Raw genomic sequence first — 17027 nt, forward strand, 5'->3', positions numbered from 1 at the left:
TTCCCTGTCGGTTAGCTGAAGGTGTAACGGCTCAAAGGCAGACTACGGATGCGTTGGCCGGTCAATTGCGCCACGGCATTCGCCACGGCGGGGGCCACAGCTGGCAACGGCGGTTCGCCGATGCCACCCATCTTTTCGCCGCTCTCTACGATCTTCACGTGGACCTGCGCCATACGCGAAGGCGGCAGCACCGGATAAAGGTCGTAGTTGCGCGCCCGTGGCTTGCCATCCACGTACACCGCTTCCTCCAACAGGGTTTGCGACAGGCCCAAGGCCACGGCACCGTTGACCTGCGCTTCCACAATCGCCGGGTTGACGATGCTGCCCGGGTCAATCGCTTGCCAGATGTGATGAACCTTGACCTGGCCGTTCTCGATCGACACCTCGGCCACCACTGCTGCATGGGAGCCAAATGGCGAAGCCATGGCTACGCCGCGTGCACGGCGGGTGCCGTCTTCGGCGGTGTAAGGCCCACGCTTCCAACCGCCAGACAGCTCGGCGGCCGCCTGCAGCAGGGTGGTCAGGCGCGGGTTGTCGCGCAGCAGATGCAGGCGCAGTTCATAGGGGTCATGGCCGCCTTTGTCGGCCAGTTCGTCCAGGAACGCTTCGTAGAAAAAGTCATTGAGCGAGTTGCCCACCGAACGCCAGTAACCGAGCATGGCCGGGCCTTTGACGTAGATCTGCGCGATGCGTTTGTTGGGGATCGCGTAGCTCTTGCCCGACAAGCCTTCCAGGGCGGTAGGGTCGATGGCGTCGCCCTGTTTGCCAGCGATGGCTTCGGTGGGGCCTTCGGTGGCGCTCACCGCTTCGATGGCCACAGGCAGGCCTTTGTCATCCAGTGCGGCGCGGAACTTGACCACGGCGACCGGGCGCAATACATCGCGCACGAACTCTTCTTCACGGCTCCAGATCAGCTTGATCGGCCGGCCCACCGCCTTGGCCAGCGCGATGGCCTGCGGGTAAGGGTTGGCGGAGTCATACAGGAAATGCCGGCCGAAAAAACCGCCCAGCAGCGGTGAGTGCAGGGTGATTTGCTCAGTGCTCAGGCCGGTGCGTTTGGCGATGTCGGCACGGAACATATCCGGCGCCTGGTTAGGCAGCCACACCTCCAGCGTACCGTCCGGGTTAAAGCGTGCCAGGGCTGAAGGCGGCTCCAACTGGGCATGGTTGAGGTACTGGTTGTGGTAGGTGGCTTCGACACGGGTCTTGGCGCTGGCCAGTGCGCCGGCCACATCGCCTTCGTTCTCGTCATCGCGGGCCGGACCTTGCTGGGCGGCGAGGAAGTCGCGGTACTTGTCGCTGGAAAAATCCGCCGGCATCGCCCGCACGGCGGAGTCGGCCGCGGCTTCAAGCCATTCGACCTGGATAGCTTCGACGGCCCGCTTGGCATGCCACCAACGTTCAGCTACCACGGCTACGGCGCCGGGCAGGGTGTGAACCGAGTGCACGCCTTGCATGGCCTGCACCTGCGCCTGGTTGCGCAGGCTGCCCACGGTCATGCCCAAACGCGGCGCGTGTTGGACCGCTGCGTGGAGCATGCCGTCGATTTTCAGGTCGATGGTGTACTGCGCCTTGCCGGTGGATTTGTCATAGGCATCCAGGCGCTTGACCGGCTTGCCGATCCAGCGGAACTGGCTCGGGTCGCGCAGGGTGATGCTGGCCGGGTCGGGCACCGGCATATCCAGGGCGGCACCTGCCAATTCACCGTAGCCCAGGGAGCGACCGGAAGCAGCGTGCACCACGCGACCGGGTTGGGTGGTCAACTCGCTGAGCGGTACACGCAGTTGCTCGGCGCCGGCTTGCATCAGCATCGCACGGGCGAGGGCGCCGAGGCGGCGCATGGTCGGGTAGCTCATGCGCACCGACATACTGCCGCCGGTGATGCGCATGCCATTTTCCATCACCACATAGGCTTCGCCGGGCGGGGCCGCTTCGACGATGAACGTGGCCGGGTCGGCATCCAATTCTTCACCGACGATCTGCGCCATGGCGGTGTGGGTGCCTTGGCCGCCTTCCATGAAGGGGCTGAGCAAGCGCACGCTGCCGTCGGGACGAATCTCCAGGAAGGCGGGCACTTGAGTACCGCGTTCAGCCGCGGCAGCGGTCGCGGCTTGCACACGGGAGGTGCCCAGCGGCAAGCCGAAACCGATCACCAGCGCGCCCACGGCGGTGCTGGCCAGGAAGCGGCGGCGGGACAGGTTGACCGGTTCGCCCAGGGTAACGCCGGGAATGATCTCGTTAGTATTCATCAGGCGGTTTCCTTCCCGGCGGCCAAGGCGTCCATGGCGGCATGGATGGCGTTGTAGGTGCCGCAACGGCAGAGGTTGACCATCGCCGCGTCGATCTGCGCCTTGGTCGGCGCGGGGGTGTGCTTGAGCAGCGCGGTGGCTGCCATCACCTGCCCGGACTGGCAGTAGCCGCATTGCGCCACTTGGTGTTCGACCCAGGCTGCAACGACACGCTTGCCCACCTCATCGGCCTCCACGGCCTCGATGGTGGTGATCTCACGACCGACCACCCCGGCCACGGGCGTTACGCAGGCGCGCACCACGTTGCCGTCCACCAGCACCGAACAGGCGCCGCACTGGGCCAGGCCGCAGCCGTATTTGGTGCCGGTCATGCCCAGGTTATCGCGGATCACCCACAACAACGGGGTGTCGGCTTCGGCATCGACCTGATAGGCCTTTTGGTTGATACGTAATTCCATGCGGGCTCACCTGCTGATCATCGGTTGGTGGTGCTTTTTCTTATCAGGGACGTGCGCGGTGGCATGCCCTGGTGTCGCTCATGGGCGACGGGTTATGGCGGCGGGGTTGAGAACCGGTTTCATCTTGGCCACGCGCGCATGGTTGGACTCTAGACCACGGCGCAAGGGGTATCTATCCCGGTAGGCGATAAGTCGGAGGATCAGGCAAGTATTCGCGAGGATTGAGCGATAGAAGCAGTGGCTGATCCGAGATTTTGACTGATGTGCCGTGATCTTCTGTGGGAGCTGGCTTGCCTGCGATGACGGCCCGCCAGCCGACACCTATCTACCTGACACCCCAAGATTCAAAATGTGGGAGCTGGCTTGCCTGCGATGACGGCCCGCCAGCCGACACCTATCTACCTGACACCCCAAGATTCAAAATGTGGGAGCTGGCTTGCCTGCGATGACGCCCTGACAGCCGACACCTATCTACCTGACACCCAACGATCCAACTGTGGGAGCGGGCTTGCTCGCGAAGGCGGCCTGACAGGCGATACAGTTGGATTGTGTACATATCCATTGCTGCGGTAACGGCCGCTTAGGGTTCCGCTCTGACAGCGGGTCACTTTTGGAAAAGAGCCCCAAAAGTAACCAAAAGGGCTCTTGCCCCACCACTCGGCACCTCGCTTGGGCTCGGTGTGCCCGTAATCCGCCAGTGATTTGGGGGGCCGCCGCCACGCGCCATCCATGGCGCGGGGCGGCTAAACCGGCATCCCTGCCGGTTTACCCCCCAAATCCCTGTCGAATTCCGGCCAGCGTGGTTTAACGGGGCGCCTGAGATCAAAAGCAGATCAAGATCAAGAGCGGCTCGCTTCGCATCGTGGATACCCATGCTTCGCATGGTCTATTCACACAATCCCATCAATCAGAATATGCGGCTGCCCGCGGCTGCAGCGCTCGATGGGTGCCCGTACCTGGTCGGCAAAGCGCAGTGCCTGGTTCAGGTCATGCAGTGCGATAAACACAATCACCTCGCGTTTGCGCGCCAGGGTGCGCATGAAATCCAGTACTTGTACTTGTACTTGGCGATATATATCGAGGGCGCTGGTGGGTTCGTCCATCAGCAGTACGTCGGGTTCGCGTACCTTGCAGCTGTCGGCGACGGTGGATTTTTAATCCTTGAGCCTAGCGGAACCCACCCGAGAGCTTGTCTTTCAGGTAGCTGACCAACGCACTCACCGATTTGGGCACATGGGGTGAGTAGGGCCGTATCAGATAGATCTCATCGGCAAACGCGCCTTTGAGTGTCCAGTCCTTCAAGACCTGCACCACTTTGCCCGCGTCCAGCGCCGCCTGGGCGCTGAAGTCCGGGAGCAGGGCGATGCCCAGGTGGTTGAGTGCGGCGTCGCGCAAGGCTTCGCTGTTATTGGTGGCAAAGCTGCCGGCGATGGGCACGGTGAGGCGCTCGAGGGGTTGGCTGCCGCGTTCGAAGGTCCAGGCGGGCTGGTCGGTGCCGCGTGGGTAAAACAGGCAGTTGTGCGCCGACAGGTCGCCCGGCTCGCGAGGTTCGCCGTGGCGTTGCAGGTAATCATGGGTGGCGACCAGCACTGAGGTAGTGTCGCACAGCTTCCAGGCCACGTGGGTTTCGGGCACCTGGAAGCCGTGGCGCACCGCCAGGTCGTAACCTTCGGCGGCCAGTGAGCTCAAGGCATCGGAGACGTCCAGTTGGATACGCACCTGGGGGTACTGCTGCAAAAAGCCGGACAGGTGCGGCACCAGTTGTTGCCGGGCGAAGGCCACGGGAGCGGTCAGGCGCACCAGCCCGCGTATTTCCCCGACCGAGTCGCGCACCGAGGAAAAACTACGGGCGATCTGCGCGTAGGCGCTGCGTACTTCCCGAGTCAATGACAGCCCCGCATCGGTCAGCCGCACGCTGCGGGTGGTGCGCGTTACCAGGCGCGTGCCGGTGGCCTTTTCCAGGTCGGAAATGCGCTGGCTCACCGCTGACTTGCTCACCCCCAGGCGCGCGGCGGCGGCGGTGTAGGTGCCTTGTTCCTCCAGCACCGACAGCCAGTGAATGTGGGTCCACAGCCCTTCGATCTCAGCCTTTTCCATGGGTGTATTGTTCGCCTATAAGGACAATAAGTTCTGGATTCTGCTCTGGTTAGGAACAAAGCGAAAGCCTATCGTGTGGCCCAACGCTACCCACCTGGATCGACTGCCATGACTGCAACCATCGAGCACTACATCAACGACCAGCGCGTCAGCCGCGATGACCGTTATCAGGACGTCTACAACCCGGCCACTGGTGAAGTCACCGCGCGCGTGGCCCTGGCCAGCCGCAAGACCGTGGCCGAAGCCGTCGCCGCTGCCCAGGCCGCGTTTGCCGGCTGGGCCGACACCCCGCCGATCCGTCGCGCCCGCGTGTTGTTCGAATACCTGCACCTGTTGCGCGAACGCAAGGACGACCTGGCGCGCATCATCGTTGCAGAGCACGGCAAGGTCTTCACCGATGCCCAGGGCGAAGTCGACCGTGGCATCGACATCCTCGAATTTGCCTGTGGCATTCCCAACCTGCTCAAGGGCGAACACTCTGACCAGGTCTCCCGTGGCATGGACAACTGGACGATGCGCCAGCCGCTGGGCGTGGTCGCCGGCGTGACGCCGTTCAACTTCCCGGTGATGGTCCCGATGTGGATGTACCCCATCGCCATTGCGGCGGGTAACACCTTTATTCTCAAGCCCAGCCCCACTGATCCGAGCGCTTCGCTGTTTATGGCCGAGTTGCTGCGTGAAGCCGGCCTGCCCAAGGGCGTGTTCAACGTGGTGCAGGGTGATAAAGAGTCGGTGGACGCGCTGATCGAACACCCGGACGTCAAGGCCGTGAGCTTCGTCGGCTCCACGCCGATTGCCCAATACATCTACGAGAGCGGTGCCCGCAACGGCAAGCGCGTGCAAGGCCTGGGCGGGGCGAAAAACCATATGGTGGTGATGCCCGACGCCGATATCGAACGCACCGTGGACGCGCTGATGGGCGCCGCCTACGGCAGTGCGGGCGAGCGCTGCATGGCGATCTCGGTGGCGGTGCTGGTGGGTGATGTGGGTGACAAAGTCATCGCTGCCTTGACCGAGCGCGCCAAGACGTTGCGCATCACCGATGGTCGCGATTTGAAAGCCGAGATGGGCCCGATCGTGTCGCGGGCCGCGCTGGAGCGCATCAGTGGCTACATCGAGCAGGGCGTACACGCCGGCGCGCAGTTGTTGCTTGATGGCCGTGACTACGTGCCCACCGAACCCGGCCTGGAAAACGGCTTCTGGCTCGGCGCGACCTTGTTCGACCATGTGACCCAGGACATGAGCATCTACCGCGAAGAAATCTTCGGCCCGGTGCTGGCCTGTGTACGCGTGAACGATTTTGCCGAGGCGGTGAAGCTGGTCAACGACCACGAGTTCGGTAACGGCGTCAGCTGCTTCACCCGCGATGGCAACATTGCCCGTGAGTTTGCGCGGCGCATCGAAGTGGGCATGGTCGGTATCAACGTGCCGATCCCGGTGCCCATGGCCTGGCACGGTTTTGGGGGGTGGAAGAAGAGCCTGTTCGGTGACATGCACGCCTACGGTACCGAGGGCGTGCGCTTCTACACCAAGCAGAAGTCGATCATGCAACGCTGGTCGGAGAGCATCGAGCAGGGTGCGGAGTTTGCGATGCCGGTGTCCAGGTAGGGTTTAAGCTGCATTGCAGGATCTGATGTGGGAGGGCTCAAGCCCTCCCACATTTTTTTTGCCTGTTGACGGGTAAACACATAAAAGTCCAGTATGGAATTATAAGTACAAAATAGTCGCTGCACGTTTTTCTTCACTCTTGCCAAACCAACAACAACTTGCGAGAACCCCCTCATGAAGAAACGCTATCTCCTTCCCGCCCTGGCCCTGAGCCTGTTCGCCTCCAGCCACTTGCTGGCCGCTGAGAAAACCCTGCGTATCGGCATTGAGGCCGCTTACCCACCGTTCGCCTCCAAAACCGGCGACGGCAAGATCGTCGGTTTCGACTACGACATCGGCAACGCCCTGTGCGCGCAAATGAAGGTCAAGTGTGTATGGATCGAAGGCGAGTTCGACGGGCTGATTCCGTCCCTCAAGGTCAAGAAGATCGACATGGCGTTGTCGTCCATGACCATCAACGAAGACCGCAAGAAGTCGGTGGATTTCACCCACAAGTACTATTTCACCTCGTCGCGCCTGGTGATGAAGGACGGCGCGGTGGTGGATGACCAGTACGCCAGCCTCAAGGGCAAGAACGTCGGCGTACAGCGCGCCACCACCACCGACCGCTATGCCACCGAGGTGTTCGAGCCCAAGGGCATCAACGTCAAGCGCTACAGCAATAACGAAGAAATCTACATGGACCTGGCAGCGGGGCGCCTGGATGCGATCTTTGCCGACACCATCCCCCTGAGCGACTTCCTGTCGATGCCGCGCGGGCAGGGTTATGCCTTTGTCGGCCCGGAGCTCAAGGACCCGAAATACGTGGGCGAGGGCGCCGGTATTGCGGTGCGCAAGGGCAATGGCGAGTTGGTCAGCGAACTGAACGCGGCCATCGACGGCATTCGCGCCAGCGGCGAATACCAGAAGATTTCACAGCAGTACTTCAAGGCCGATATCTACGGCGACTGACCCAAGGAAATACGCGGTCAATGTGGGAGCTGTCGAGCTTTAGCGAGGCTGCGAAAGCGGTGGGTCAGGCGATGAAAATGTTGACCTTGCCGGCCCCTTCGCAGCCTCGCTGGGGCTCGACAGCTCCCACAGGGGATTAGCGTTGTGGTCAGAAGGGGGTCAACCCTTGAGTTCCTTCAAATGCTTGTAGACCGTCGCCCGCCCCATGCCCAGCACATTGGCCACATAGTTGGAGGCGCTCTTGCCCTTGAATGCCCCCTCGGCATGCAACGCCAGCACCAGTTCGCGTTTATGGTCGCGGGTCAACAGGTTCAGGCTCAACTGACGCTCGCGCAGCCAGGCATGCAGGAAGGTGTTGATACGCTCCTGCCAGTCATCACGAAACAGCGCGTCCGGCTGAGCAATCAGCTTGCTCGGCGACAGGAACATATCCAGCGCCGCCTTGGCCGTTTCGAACATCGAGATATTCAGGTTGATGCACAGCACGGCCAGCCTGCGCCCTTTGTGGTCGTGCAGCACGGTGCTCAGGCTGCGGATTTTCTGGCCGTCCCAGTTGAGCTTTTCATAAGGGCCTATATTCACCTCGCTGACGTCACCGTCGAGCATGTCCTCCAGGGATGAGTCGTCACCCAGGCTGCGCTTGGACAGGTTATTGGCGATGTAATCCACGGTTTGCGTGCGCAGGTCGTGCAGCACCACTTCTGCATGGGGAAAGAACAGCGTGGCGATTGCATCGGCAATCGCGCGGAAGTTCTGCATGACCTTGTCTTGTTCAGCAGTGTTCATCAATGGGGCTCCAGGCGGACCGGGGAGAGCATACCAGCGTCCAGGCCGAACCGCGTCAGTGCCTCGGGCAGCGGTTCGCCGCGCACCAGGGCGGCGCTTGCCTGGCCCATGGCGGGTGAGGTCTGGATGCCGTAGCCGCCTTGCGCCGCCACCCAGAACAGCCCCGGTACTTGCGGGTCAAAGCCCGACAGCAAATCACCGTCCTGCACAAAACTGCGCAAGCCCGCCCAGGTGCGCGTGGGGCGGCGGATAGTCAGGGTGGTGGCTTCCTCGATCTGGTAGATGCCCATGGCAATATCCAGCTCTTCGGGTTGTACATCCTGGGGTTCTACCGGGTCGGCGTTGGCCGGCGAGCCGAGGAACATGCCGGCATCGGGTTTCATGTAGAACGCTTCGTCGAGGGCCACCAACATTGGCCAGTCGTGGCTGTCCATGCCCTCGGGGCCGGCGAAGATAAAGGCCGGGCGGCGCTTGGGCTGCAAGCCGATGGACGCCGCGCCCGCCAGCCCGCCGATATGGTCGGCCCAGGCGCCGGCGGCGTTAATGATGACCGGCGCAGTGTAGATAGCATCCTGGGTGCGCACCTGCCACAGGCCGTCGGCGTCGCGGCTCAAGCCCAGCACATGGCTGTCGGTGCGCACGTCGCCCTGGTTGCGGCGGATACCGCGCAAGTAGCCTTGGTGCAGGGCGTCGGTGTCGATGTCGCAAGCGGTGGGGTCGTAGATAGCCCCGTGGACTTTTTCACGGCGCAGGATCGGCAAGCGTGCACAGGCTTCGTCGGCCGTCAGTCGCTGCACCTGCTCTACGGTGGCCTTGGCGCTCAGGTACTGGCTGTCGAGTTCGGCCGGGTCGCCGTTGAAATCCACGGTCATTTCGCCTCGGGGCGTCAGCAGTGGGTGTTCGCAGAAGCCTGCGGGTGGCTGGTCGAAGAAGGCCCGGCTGGCCAAGGTCAGCGCGCGTACCTGCGGGGTGCCGTAAGCGGCGGTATAGAGCGCTGCCGAACGCCCGGTGGAATGATAGGCCGGGTGGTTTTCACGCTCCAGCACCAACACCTTGCCGTGCTGCGACAACCAGAACCCGGTGGACGCGCCGGCAATGCCGCCGCCGATAATGATGAAGTCTGCGTGGCTCATGAAGAACTCCTGAAATAAGCATTGTAGGAGCGAGCTTGCTCGCGAAAAACGTTAACGATAACGCGCCCATCCTGTGTAAACGCAGTGCCTGTGAGGTCTTCGCGAGCAAGCTCGCTCCTACAGTTTGTAGAGGGCATTGGCCAGGGCGATGTCTTCCAGGCCCAGGCCGATGGAGCGGAAAAAGACGTGACGATCGTAGGCCGGGCGTTGGGCCATGTCGCTGAACAATTCGGGCAAGTCGCCGACAATCGTGCGTTTGTCCCAGCCGTGCTGTTCGCTGGCGATCAGCATCTCACCGGCCGAATCCGGGGTGGTCTGGCGGTAGTCGCAGAACACGTGCATCTGGTTGAGGCAGTGTGGCGGCACTTCATGGGCACGCGGCGCGTTGGTGCTGATGGAGGTGATCAACGCGGGTTTGCTCAAGCGTGACGGGTCGATGACCGGGCCGGCGGACGAGGTGCACAGCAGGATCACATCCGCGTCTTCCAGGGCGGCCTCGCAGGTGGCGGCGAGGGTCAGGCGCGGGTCCAGGCAGGCCCACTGCATACGCGTTTCGGCGCTGGCGCTGCCCAGGCTCGGCGAGTACAGGCGGATTTGCTGCCAGTCGCGCAGGTTCTGTACGTAACGCAGGTGCGCCTGGGCGACCTTGCCGCTGCCGATGATCGCCAGGCGTTGCGCCGCCGCCGGGGCCAGCGCATCCACCGCCAAGGCCGTGGTGGCGGCGGTGCGGGCAGTGGTCAATTCAGCGGCATCGCACAACAGCAACGGCTGGCCGCTGTGCATCGACATCAACAGGGTCCAGGCCGTCACCAACGGGCCTTGCTCGCGCACGATGTAGGGCGAAGTCTTGACCCCGTACACCCCGTCTTCGGCCAATACGCCCAAGTAGTTGATGAAATCCCCGGCACCCTGGGGAAACTCCACCAATTGTTGCGCCGGCTGCACCGCTTGCCCGGCGGCGAGGTCGCAAAACAATTTGCGCAGGATCAACGGCACGTCGACTTGAGCCAGCAGGGTGCGGGCCTGGGCCTGGTCGATAACGAGGGGCGTCGTGGACATTGGGTTCTCCGGATAAACTAATTTGTCCATTATGGACTTTTAGTTTTTATCCGCAATAACCCGAGGGAAAAATGAGGCTTATGAGGGCTGTCCCCCCACCCATCGTAGGAGCGAGCTTGCTCGCGAAAAACGTCAACGATAACGCGTGCTTCCTGAATAAACGCGGCGCCTTTGCGTTTTTCGCGAGCAAGCTCGCTCCTACAGGTGGTACTAAGGCTTGTGCCCTCCCACCGTTTTAAGCGCGTTTAGGCAGTGGCCTTGGTGCCGGTCAGGCACTCGATGGAGCGATCTACGGTGGTTTTTGCAATTTCCAGCAAATGCCACACCGCCAGGATCTTCGCCCGTTCAGGGCTTTGCAGCAGTTCACCGCAATCCAGCGCCGTGGCAGAGGCACTGTCGAGCAGGCTGGCGGTGTAGAGCAGGGCGTCTTCGAAACTCAGGTCTTCGTTGACACAGTGGAAGCCTTGGGTAGGCAGGTAATGGTCGATGGCGCGGTTGAACGCGGCGCGGTCTTTTGCGGGATCGATGGGTGGATCAGGTAGTACTTTATTCATGGTATAGCTCCGGAATGATCATGGAGCCGACACGCTTCGCGACTAAACGTAGGGTGGCGGCTGTACGCAGGTTAGTCGACCGGTCCAGAGCATCCGGCGCACCCGAAGGCGCCCCGCGCACAGCCACCATAAAAACGTTATGGGACCAAACGCTTGCTCGAATCCGGGCGACTAAACCCGATCACTGATTTGGCAGTGACGGACCGCAGACTAGCCACCGATTCCAGCAGGCACAAGGCGGCAAGGATTGTCTAGGAAACGTCCTGCAATTTAAAGGGACACGCCTTGCTGGCCCTTTACAAACCATGACCAAATGCCACTAACCCACGCGTGCAATACGATCAATGTGGCTTGCCTGCGATCGCCGCTAACCACGATGCGAAGCGAGCCGCTCTTGATCTTGATCTTGATCTGCTTTTGATCTTAGGCGCCCCGTCAAACCACGCTGGCCGGAATTCGACAGTGATTTGGGGGGTAAACCGGCAGGGATGCCGGTTTAGCCGCCCCGCGCCATGGATGGCGCGTGGCGGCGGCCCCCCAAATCACTGGCGGATTACGGGCACACCGAGCCTAAGCGAGGTGCCGAGTGGTGGGGCAAGAGCGTTTTGCTTACTTTTGCGCTTCTCAAAAGTGAGCCGCCGTCAGGGCGGAACCCTAGGTGGACGTTACCTAAATAACGGATATGTACCCGGTCCAACTGTGTTGACTGTCAGGCCGCCTTCGCGAGCAAGCCCGCACAGTGGGATCATTGGAGTGTCAGGCAGATAGATGTCGACTGTTAGGCCGCCATCGCAGGCAAGCCAGCTCCCACAGGGTAATCAGTGGTGCTCTGGCGGATAACTTACCGCCTGCCCGAGCGCGTACTCACATCCACCCACACCGCCAGCACCAAAATGCTGCCCTTGACGATCATCTGCCAGTAGCTGTCCACATCCAGCATCGACATGCCGTTATCCAAACTGGTAATCACCAACGCCCCCAACAACGCGCCATACACCGTGCCCGACCCACCGCGCATCGAAGTGCCGCCAATAAAGCACGCGGCGATGGCGTCGAGCTCGCCCATGTTGCCCGCCGACGGCGAACCCGCCGCCAGCCTCGCGGTGTTCACCAGGCCGGCCAGCGCACACATCACCCCCATGATGCCGAAAATCCACAGTTTCACCGCTTGCACATTGATGCCCGACAGCCGCGTGGCCTCCATATTGCTGCCCACCGCATACACCCGGCGGCCGAACACCGTCTGGTGCGTGACATAGCTGAACACCCCCAGCAACGCCAGCAACAGCAGCACCGGCACGGGGATGCCGTCGTAGCGGTTGAGGGTGGTGACAAAGCCTGCGAGCACCGCGCCAATCAGCACCACGCGCAGCGCATCGCGCAGCAGTGAGTGCGCCGCCAAGCCATGCAGCGCACGGTTGCGCCGTTGTTTCCAGGTGAGGAACAGCGTCAGGGCAAACAGCAACACCCCAAGCCCAATACCGACGCTGTGGGGCAAATACCCCTGGCCCACAAACACCAGCGACGGCGACACCGGCGCAATGGTGGTGCCGCCGGTAATCCCCAGCAGAATCCCGCGAAACGCCAGCATCCCGCCCAGGCCGACAATGAACGAGGGGATGCGCAGGTAAGCAGTCATGTAGCCGTTGGCCAGGCCGATCATCAAGCCGCACAGCGCCACCAGGCTCAGGTTGGCCAATAGCGGCACGTGATAGACCACATCCAGAATCGCCGCCAGCCCACCCAGCAATCCGAGTAGCGAGCCCACCGACAAGTCGATCTCGCCGCTGATGATCACCAACACCATGCCGCACGCCAATATCCCGGTGATCGACATCTGCCGCAGCAGGTTGGAGAGGTTGCGCGGGGTGAGAAAACCACCCTCGGTCTGCCAACTGAAAAACAGCCAGATGAACGCCACGGCGATCACCAGCGCGAGCATTTTGTAGCGGATAAATAGGTGTTTGACCTGGTTCATCTACGCGGTCTTCCGATCATTATTGTTATGGCTGAGCGCGGCGGCGAGCACCTGTTCCTGGGTGAGCCCGTCATTGATGAAGTCCCCGCGCAACTGGCCGTCGCCAATCACCAGCACGCGGTTGGACACGCCGAGCACTTCGGCCAGTTCCGAGGACACCATGATGATCGACACGCCTTCGGCCGCCAGTGCGCCCATCAGTTTGTAGATCTCGTACTTGGCGCCTACGTCCACCCCGCGCGTGGGTTCGTCGAGGATCAGCACCTTGGGCTTGGCCATCAGCATTTTCGCCAGCACAGCCTTTTGCTGGTTGCCGCCTGAGAGGCTGGTGATCGGCAGCGACGGGCTGGCGGTCTTGAGGTGCATGCGGCTGATTTGCTGGTCGATGCTGCCCAGTTCGGCCTCAGCGTCGATGCGGGTCATGTGCGCGTAGGTGTCGAGCACCGCCAGGGTGATGTTCTGGCCCACGCCCAGGTCGGGGATGATGCCTTGGCGCTTGCGGTCTTCGGGCACCATGCACAGCCCGGCGCGGATCGACTTGAGCGGCGTGCGCGTGTCGATCACCTGGCCCTCCAGCCACACCTCGGCGTTGTAGCGGCCGGGGTACGCGCCGAACAGCGCCGACACCAACTCTGTGCGCCCGGCGCCCACCAACCCGGCGATGCCGAGGATTTCGCCGCGCCTGAGCACGAAGGAAATGTCGTCGACGCGCTTGCGCTTGGGGTTGTCGACGTCGTAGCAGGTGACGTTACGCGCCTCGAAGATCACCTCGCCCACGTCATGAGGCTCGGTGGGGTAGAGGTTGCTCATTTCGCGGCCGACCATCTGCGTGATGATCTGCGGGATGTCCATGTCTGCCATGGCAGTGGTCGCGATGTGCTTGCCGTCGCGAATCACCGCAATGGTGTCGCACACCGCCGCCACTTCATCGAGCTTGTGGGAGATGTACACGCAGGCCACGCCCTTGGCTTTGAGGCCCTTGATGATGTCCAGCAGCACCTCGATTTCGCCACGGGTGAGGGCCGAGGAGGGCTCGTCAAGAATCAACAGGCGCGCCTGTTTGTTCAGCGCCTTGGCGATCTCCACCAATTGCTGGTAGCCGCCGCCATACTGCGACACCGGCAGCGCCACGTTCATGTCCGGTACCTTGAGTTCACGCATCAAGGCTTCGGCGCGGTGCAGCATCGCCGGGTAGTTCATGCGCCCACCGGGCAGGGTCAGCTCGTGGCCCATGAAGATGTTCTCGGCCACCGACAGGTCGGGCACCAGGGTCAGTTCCTGGTGAATGATGACAATCCCGGCAGCCTCGGTTTCGCGGATGGACTGGGCCTTGAGCGGCTGCCCATCCCAGAGGATTTCCCCCTCCCAGGTGCCGTGCGGGTACACCGCCGAGAGCACCTTCATCAAGGTGGATTTACCCGCACCGTTCTCACCGCACAGGCCCACACACTCCCCAGGTTTGACCTTGATATCGATGCCGTTGAGGGCGTTGACACCGCCGAAGCTTTTGACGATGCCGTTCATTTGCAGCAGGTAGTCGGGCATTACTATTGCTCACACAAGGGCTGGCGACATTACTGTAGGAGCGAGCTTGCTCGCGAAAAACTCATAGACGACACGGGTTGCCTGATAGCGCTGCGTTATCGTTAACGTTTTTCGCGGGCAAGCCCGCTCCTACAGACCGATCTGCTCTTTGGTATAGAAACCGTCTTTTTCCAATACATCGATATTGGCTTTGGTCAGCGGCGTCGGGGTGAGCAGTATCGTGTCGACTTTCTTGCTGCCGTTGTCGTACTGCGAGCTGTAGGTCGGTTCTTCACTGCGCGCCAGTTGTACCGAAAGCTTGGCCGCTTCGGTGGCGATCAGCTTGAGTGGCTTGTACACGGTCATGGTCTGGGTGCCATCGATCACGCGCTTGATCGCCGCCAGGTCAGCGTCCTGGCCGGAGATCGGCACCTTGCCCGCCAGCTTCTGCGCGGCCAGGGCCTGGATCGCACCGCCGGCGGTGGCGTCGTTGGAGGCGACGATAGCGTCGATCTTGTTGTCGTTACGGGTCAGGGCGTTTTCGACGATGCTCAAGGCTTCGGTAGGGTTCCATTCCTTGACCCATTGCTGGCCGACGATCTTGATATCACCTTTGTCGATGGCCGGTTGCAGCACCTTCATCTGACCTTCGCGCAGCACCTTGGCGTTGTTGTCCGTCGGCGCGCCGCCGAGCAGGAAGTAATTGCCCTTGGGCGCCGCTTGCAACACACCGCTTGCCTGCATCTCGCCGACTTTTTCGTTATCGAAGGAAATATAGGCGTCGATGTCGGCATTGAGGATCAGGCGATCATAGGACACTACCTTGATCCCGGCCTTCTTGGCTTCGGCCACTGCGTTGGTCAGCACCGTGGCGTTGAACGGCACAATCACGATCACATCGACGCCCCGGGAGATCAGGTTTTCGATCTGGGCAATCTGCTTTTGCTCGTTAGCATCGGCAGACTGCACGAACACCTTGGCGTCGAGTTTTTCCGCGGCGGCGACAAAGTAATCACGGTCGCGGGACCAGCGCTCCAGGCGCAGGTCGTCGATGGAAAAACCGATTTTCGGGTGCGCAGGATCGGCCATCACCGGCAGGGCGAGCAGCGCCAGGGCTGCGGCGAGCAGGGCAGGTTTGAATGACTTCATGGTGGTGCGTCCTTTTATTGTTGTTGGAAAGACACAGCGTGGTGCGGGTTGAACTGTAGAGCGTCACTCGACGCTCTGTGCAGAGATTTGTCGTGCAAATGTCACCGATAGATAAACCGATTCACCACGCCTTCAAGCATCTCCTGGCGCCCGCTCACTGCCTGCGGGTTCAGCTCGTTGGCAAAGGCATGTTCAGCCAATGACTCCAGGCTGAATTCACCGGCCAACACCGCCTGGCCCAATGGCTGCTGCCAGCCGGCATAGCGCTGGTCCTTGAACTGCTGCAAGCGGTCGTCCTGCACCATCGCCGCCGCACGCTCCAACGCCAGGGCCAGCACATCCATGGCGGCGACATGCCCGTGGAACAGGTCCACCTCGTCGAGGCTCTGGCGGCGCACCTTGGAATCGAAGTTATAGCCGCCGTTCTTGAACCCGCCGGCCTTGAGGATTTCGTAGGTGGCCAGGGTCATTTCCTCGACGCTGTTGGGGAACTGGTCGGTGTCCCAACCGTTCTGCGGGTCGCCGCGGTTGGCGTCGATGCTGCCGAAGATCCCCAGCGACACGGCGGTGGCGATCTCATGATGAAAACTGTGCCCCGCCAGCGTCGCGTGGTTGGCCTCGATGTTCACTTTGATCTCGTGTTCCAGGCCGTACTCATGCAGGAAGCCGAACACGGTGGCGCTGTCGTAATCGTATTGGTGTTTGGTCGGCTCCTGGGGCTTGGGCTCGATCAACAGGTCACCCTTGAAACCAATCTTGTGCTTGTGCTCCACCACCATGCGCATAAAACGCCCGAGCTGTTCGCGCTCGCGCTTGAGGTCGGTGTTGAGCAAGGTTTCATAACCCTCACGGCCACCCCACAGCACATAGTTGGCGCCCTTGAGCCGCAGCGTGGCATTCATCGCGCTGAACACCTGGGCGGCGGCGAAGGCGAACACCTCTGGGTCTGGGTTGCTCGCCGCCCCGGCGGCAAAGCGCGGGTTGCTGAAGCAATTGGCAGTGCCCCACAGCAGCTTGATGCCGGTCTGTTCCTGATGGCGCTCCAGGTGGTCGATCATCTGCGCAAAGTGGTTGCGGTACTCCTTGAGCGAGCTGCCTTCCGGCGCTACGTCGGTGTCATGAAAACTGTAGTAGTCGATGCCCAGCTTGGAAAAAAACTCAAACGCCGCCTCGGCCTTGCCGATGGCCACCTCCATTGGATCGCCACTGCGCTGCCAAGGGCGCTTGAACGTCCCCATCCCAAACATATCCGCCCCCGGCCACACAAAGGTATGCCAATAACAGGCCGCCATGCGCAGGTGCTCCCGCATGGGCTTGCCGAGGATCAGTTTGTTGGCGTCGTAATGGCGAAAGGCGAGGGGGGATGCGCTGGCAGGGCCTTCGAAGCGAACCTTCTCGACACCGGGGAAGTACGGCATGGGTTTTTCCTTATTGTTCTGAGCGGTGTCTGGATACTAGCAATGGCACCTGGGCGGCTGATT

13 protein-coding genes and 1 pseudogene are annotated in these 17027 nt (G+C 61.6%); 2 read left to right on the top strand and 12 right to left on the bottom strand.

Features of this window, described 5'->3' with window-relative positions; all coding sequences use genetic code 11:
- Window positions 1–11: 11 nt before the first annotated feature.
- The 4 genes and pseudogenes from MF6394_RS24795 to MF6394_RS33370 all read right to left on the bottom strand — a co-directional run bounded on the left by MF6394_RS24795 (window position 12) and on the right by MF6394_RS33370 (window position 4804).
- Window positions 12–2249, bottom strand: coding sequence for a xanthine dehydrogenase family protein molybdopterin-binding subunit (locus MF6394_RS24795; protein ID WP_078467759.1), 2238 nt, complete (start codon window positions 2247–2249; stop codon window positions 12–14).
- Window positions 2249–2707, bottom strand: a complete 459-nt coding sequence (locus MF6394_RS24800) for a (2Fe-2S)-binding protein (RefSeq protein WP_078467760.1) — start codon at window positions 2705–2707, stop codon at window positions 2249–2251. The genes MF6394_RS24795 and MF6394_RS24800 overlap by 1 nt, the downstream gene beginning before the upstream one ends.
- Before the next feature lie 890 nt (window positions 2708–3597).
- Window positions 3598–3834, bottom strand: a pseudogene (locus MF6394_RS33365) (ABC transporter ATP-binding protein); the annotation flags it as partial.
- A 40-nt stretch (window positions 3835–3874) separates the two neighbouring features.
- Window positions 3875–4804: a LysR family transcriptional regulator gene (locus tag MF6394_RS33370; protein ID WP_069558535.1), complete on the bottom strand. Its 930-nt coding sequence runs from the start codon at window positions 4802–4804 to the stop codon at window positions 3875–3877.
- A 108-nt stretch (window positions 4805–4912) separates the two neighbouring features.
- Here MF6394_RS33370 and MF6394_RS24820 point away from each other — a divergent pair, with 108 nt between their 5' ends.
- Together MF6394_RS24820 and MF6394_RS24825 are read left to right on the top strand one after the other, a co-directional pair.
- Window positions 4913–6412 carry a CoA-acylating methylmalonate-semialdehyde dehydrogenase gene (locus tag MF6394_RS24820; RefSeq protein WP_078467761.1) on the top strand — a complete coding sequence of 500 codons (1500 nt, stop codon included), beginning with the start codon at window positions 4913–4915 and terminating at the stop codon, window positions 6410–6412.
- A gap of 174 nt (window positions 6413–6586) precedes the next feature.
- On the top strand, window positions 6587–7363 hold the full coding sequence (locus tag MF6394_RS24825) for an ABC transporter substrate-binding protein (RefSeq protein WP_072435616.1): 777 nt from the start codon (window positions 6587–6589) through the stop codon (window positions 7361–7363).
- A gap of 159 nt (window positions 7364–7522) precedes the next feature.
- Here MF6394_RS24825 and MF6394_RS24830 read toward each other — a convergent pair whose 3' ends face one another.
- From MF6394_RS24830 to xylA, 8 genes are all read right to left on the bottom strand, one after another.
- Window positions 7523–8149 (bottom strand): helix-turn-helix transcriptional regulator, encoded by a 627-nt coding sequence (locus MF6394_RS24830; RefSeq protein ID WP_078467762.1) that lies wholly within the window; start codon window positions 8147–8149, stop codon window positions 7523–7525.
- Window positions 8149–9282, bottom strand: coding sequence for an NAD(P)/FAD-dependent oxidoreductase (locus tag MF6394_RS24835; RefSeq protein WP_078467763.1), 1134 nt, complete (start codon window positions 9280–9282; stop codon window positions 8149–8151). The genes MF6394_RS24830 and MF6394_RS24835 overlap by 1 nt, the downstream gene beginning before the upstream one ends.
- A gap of 117 nt (window positions 9283–9399) precedes the next feature.
- Entirely contained in the window at window positions 9400–10341 is a 942-nt protein-coding gene (locus MF6394_RS24840) for an ornithine cyclodeaminase family protein (protein WP_069558537.1), read from the bottom strand.
- A gap of 245 nt (window positions 10342–10586) precedes the next feature.
- Complete coding sequence (locus MF6394_RS24845; protein WP_003190524.1) at window positions 10587–10895, bottom strand: DUF6124 family protein; 309 nt, start codon at window positions 10893–10895, stop codon at window positions 10587–10589.
- An 841-nt stretch (window positions 10896–11736) separates the two neighbouring features.
- The gene (locus MF6394_RS24850) at window positions 11737–12873 is read right to left on the bottom strand and encodes a sugar ABC transporter permease (RefSeq protein ID WP_047710594.1); all 1137 of its coding nucleotides are present in this window, start codon (window positions 12871–12873) and stop codon (window positions 11737–11739) included.
- A complete protein-coding gene (xylG, locus tag MF6394_RS24855) occupies window positions 12874–14418 on the bottom strand; it encodes a D-xylose ABC transporter ATP-binding protein (RefSeq protein ID WP_078467764.1) in 1545 nt (514 codons plus the stop codon). It lies immediately after the preceding gene.
- 129 nt (window positions 14419–14547) lie between these two features.
- Window positions 14548–15546, bottom strand: a complete 999-nt coding sequence (gene xylF, locus MF6394_RS24860; RefSeq protein WP_047710596.1) for a D-xylose ABC transporter substrate-binding protein — start codon at window positions 15544–15546, stop codon at window positions 14548–14550.
- A gap of 101 nt (window positions 15547–15647) precedes the next feature.
- Window positions 15648–16964, bottom strand: a complete 1317-nt coding sequence (xylA, locus tag MF6394_RS24865) for a xylose isomerase (protein WP_078467765.1) — start codon at window positions 16962–16964, stop codon at window positions 15648–15650.
- Window positions 16965–17027 lie beyond the last annotated feature (63 nt).

Source organism: Pseudomonas sp. MF6394, from assembly GCF_002018845.1.
Classification (GTDB): domain Bacteria; phylum Pseudomonadota; class Gammaproteobacteria; order Pseudomonadales; family Pseudomonadaceae; genus Aquipseudomonas; species Aquipseudomonas lactis.

What these genes read in the sequence shown, in the direction of transcription:
- MF6394_RS24795 (WP_078467759.1), bottom strand. Translation starts at nt 2,249, where the DNA reads ATGAATACTAACGAGATCATTCCCGGCGTTACCCTGGGCGAACCGGTC.
- MF6394_RS24800 (WP_078467760.1), bottom strand. Translation starts at nt 2,707, where the DNA reads ATGGAATTACGTATCAACCAAAAGGCCTATCAGGTCGATGCCGAAGCC.
- MF6394_RS33370 (WP_069558535.1), bottom strand. Translation starts at nt 4,804, where the DNA reads ATGGAAAAGGCTGAGATCGAAGGGCTGTGGACCCACATTCACTGGCTG.
- MF6394_RS24820 (WP_078467761.1), top strand. Translation starts at nt 4,913, where the DNA reads ATGACTGCAACCATCGAGCACTACATCAACGACCAGCGCGTCAGCCGC.
- MF6394_RS24825 (WP_072435616.1), top strand. Translation starts at nt 6,587, where the DNA reads ATGAAGAAACGCTATCTCCTTCCCGCCCTGGCCCTGAGCCTGTTCGCC.
- MF6394_RS24830 (WP_078467762.1), bottom strand. Translation starts at nt 8,149, where the DNA reads ATGAACACTGCTGAACAAGACAAGGTCATGCAGAACTTCCGCGCGATT.
- MF6394_RS24835 (WP_078467763.1), bottom strand. Translation starts at nt 9,282, where the DNA reads ATGAGCCACGCAGACTTCATCATTATCGGCGGCGGCATTGCCGGCGCG.
- MF6394_RS24840 (WP_069558537.1), bottom strand. Translation starts at nt 10,341, where the DNA reads ATGTCCACGACGCCCCTCGTTATCGACCAGGCCCAGGCCCGCACCCTG.
- MF6394_RS24845 (WP_003190524.1), bottom strand. Translation starts at nt 10,895, where the DNA reads ATGAATAAAGTACTACCTGATCCACCCATCGATCCCGCAAAAGACCGC.
- MF6394_RS24850 (WP_047710594.1), bottom strand. Translation starts at nt 12,873, where the DNA reads ATGAACCAGGTCAAACACCTATTTATCCGCTACAAAATGCTCGCGCTG.
- xylG (WP_078467764.1), bottom strand. Translation starts at nt 14,418, where the DNA reads ATGCCCGACTACCTGCTGCAAATGAACGGCATCGTCAAAAGCTTCGGC.
- xylF (WP_047710596.1), bottom strand. Translation starts at nt 15,546, where the DNA reads ATGAAGTCATTCAAACCTGCCCTGCTCGCCGCAGCCCTGGCGCTGCTC.
- xylA (WP_078467765.1), bottom strand. Translation starts at nt 16,964, where the DNA reads ATGCCGTACTTCCCCGGTGTCGAGAAGGTTCGCTTCGAAGGCCCTGCC.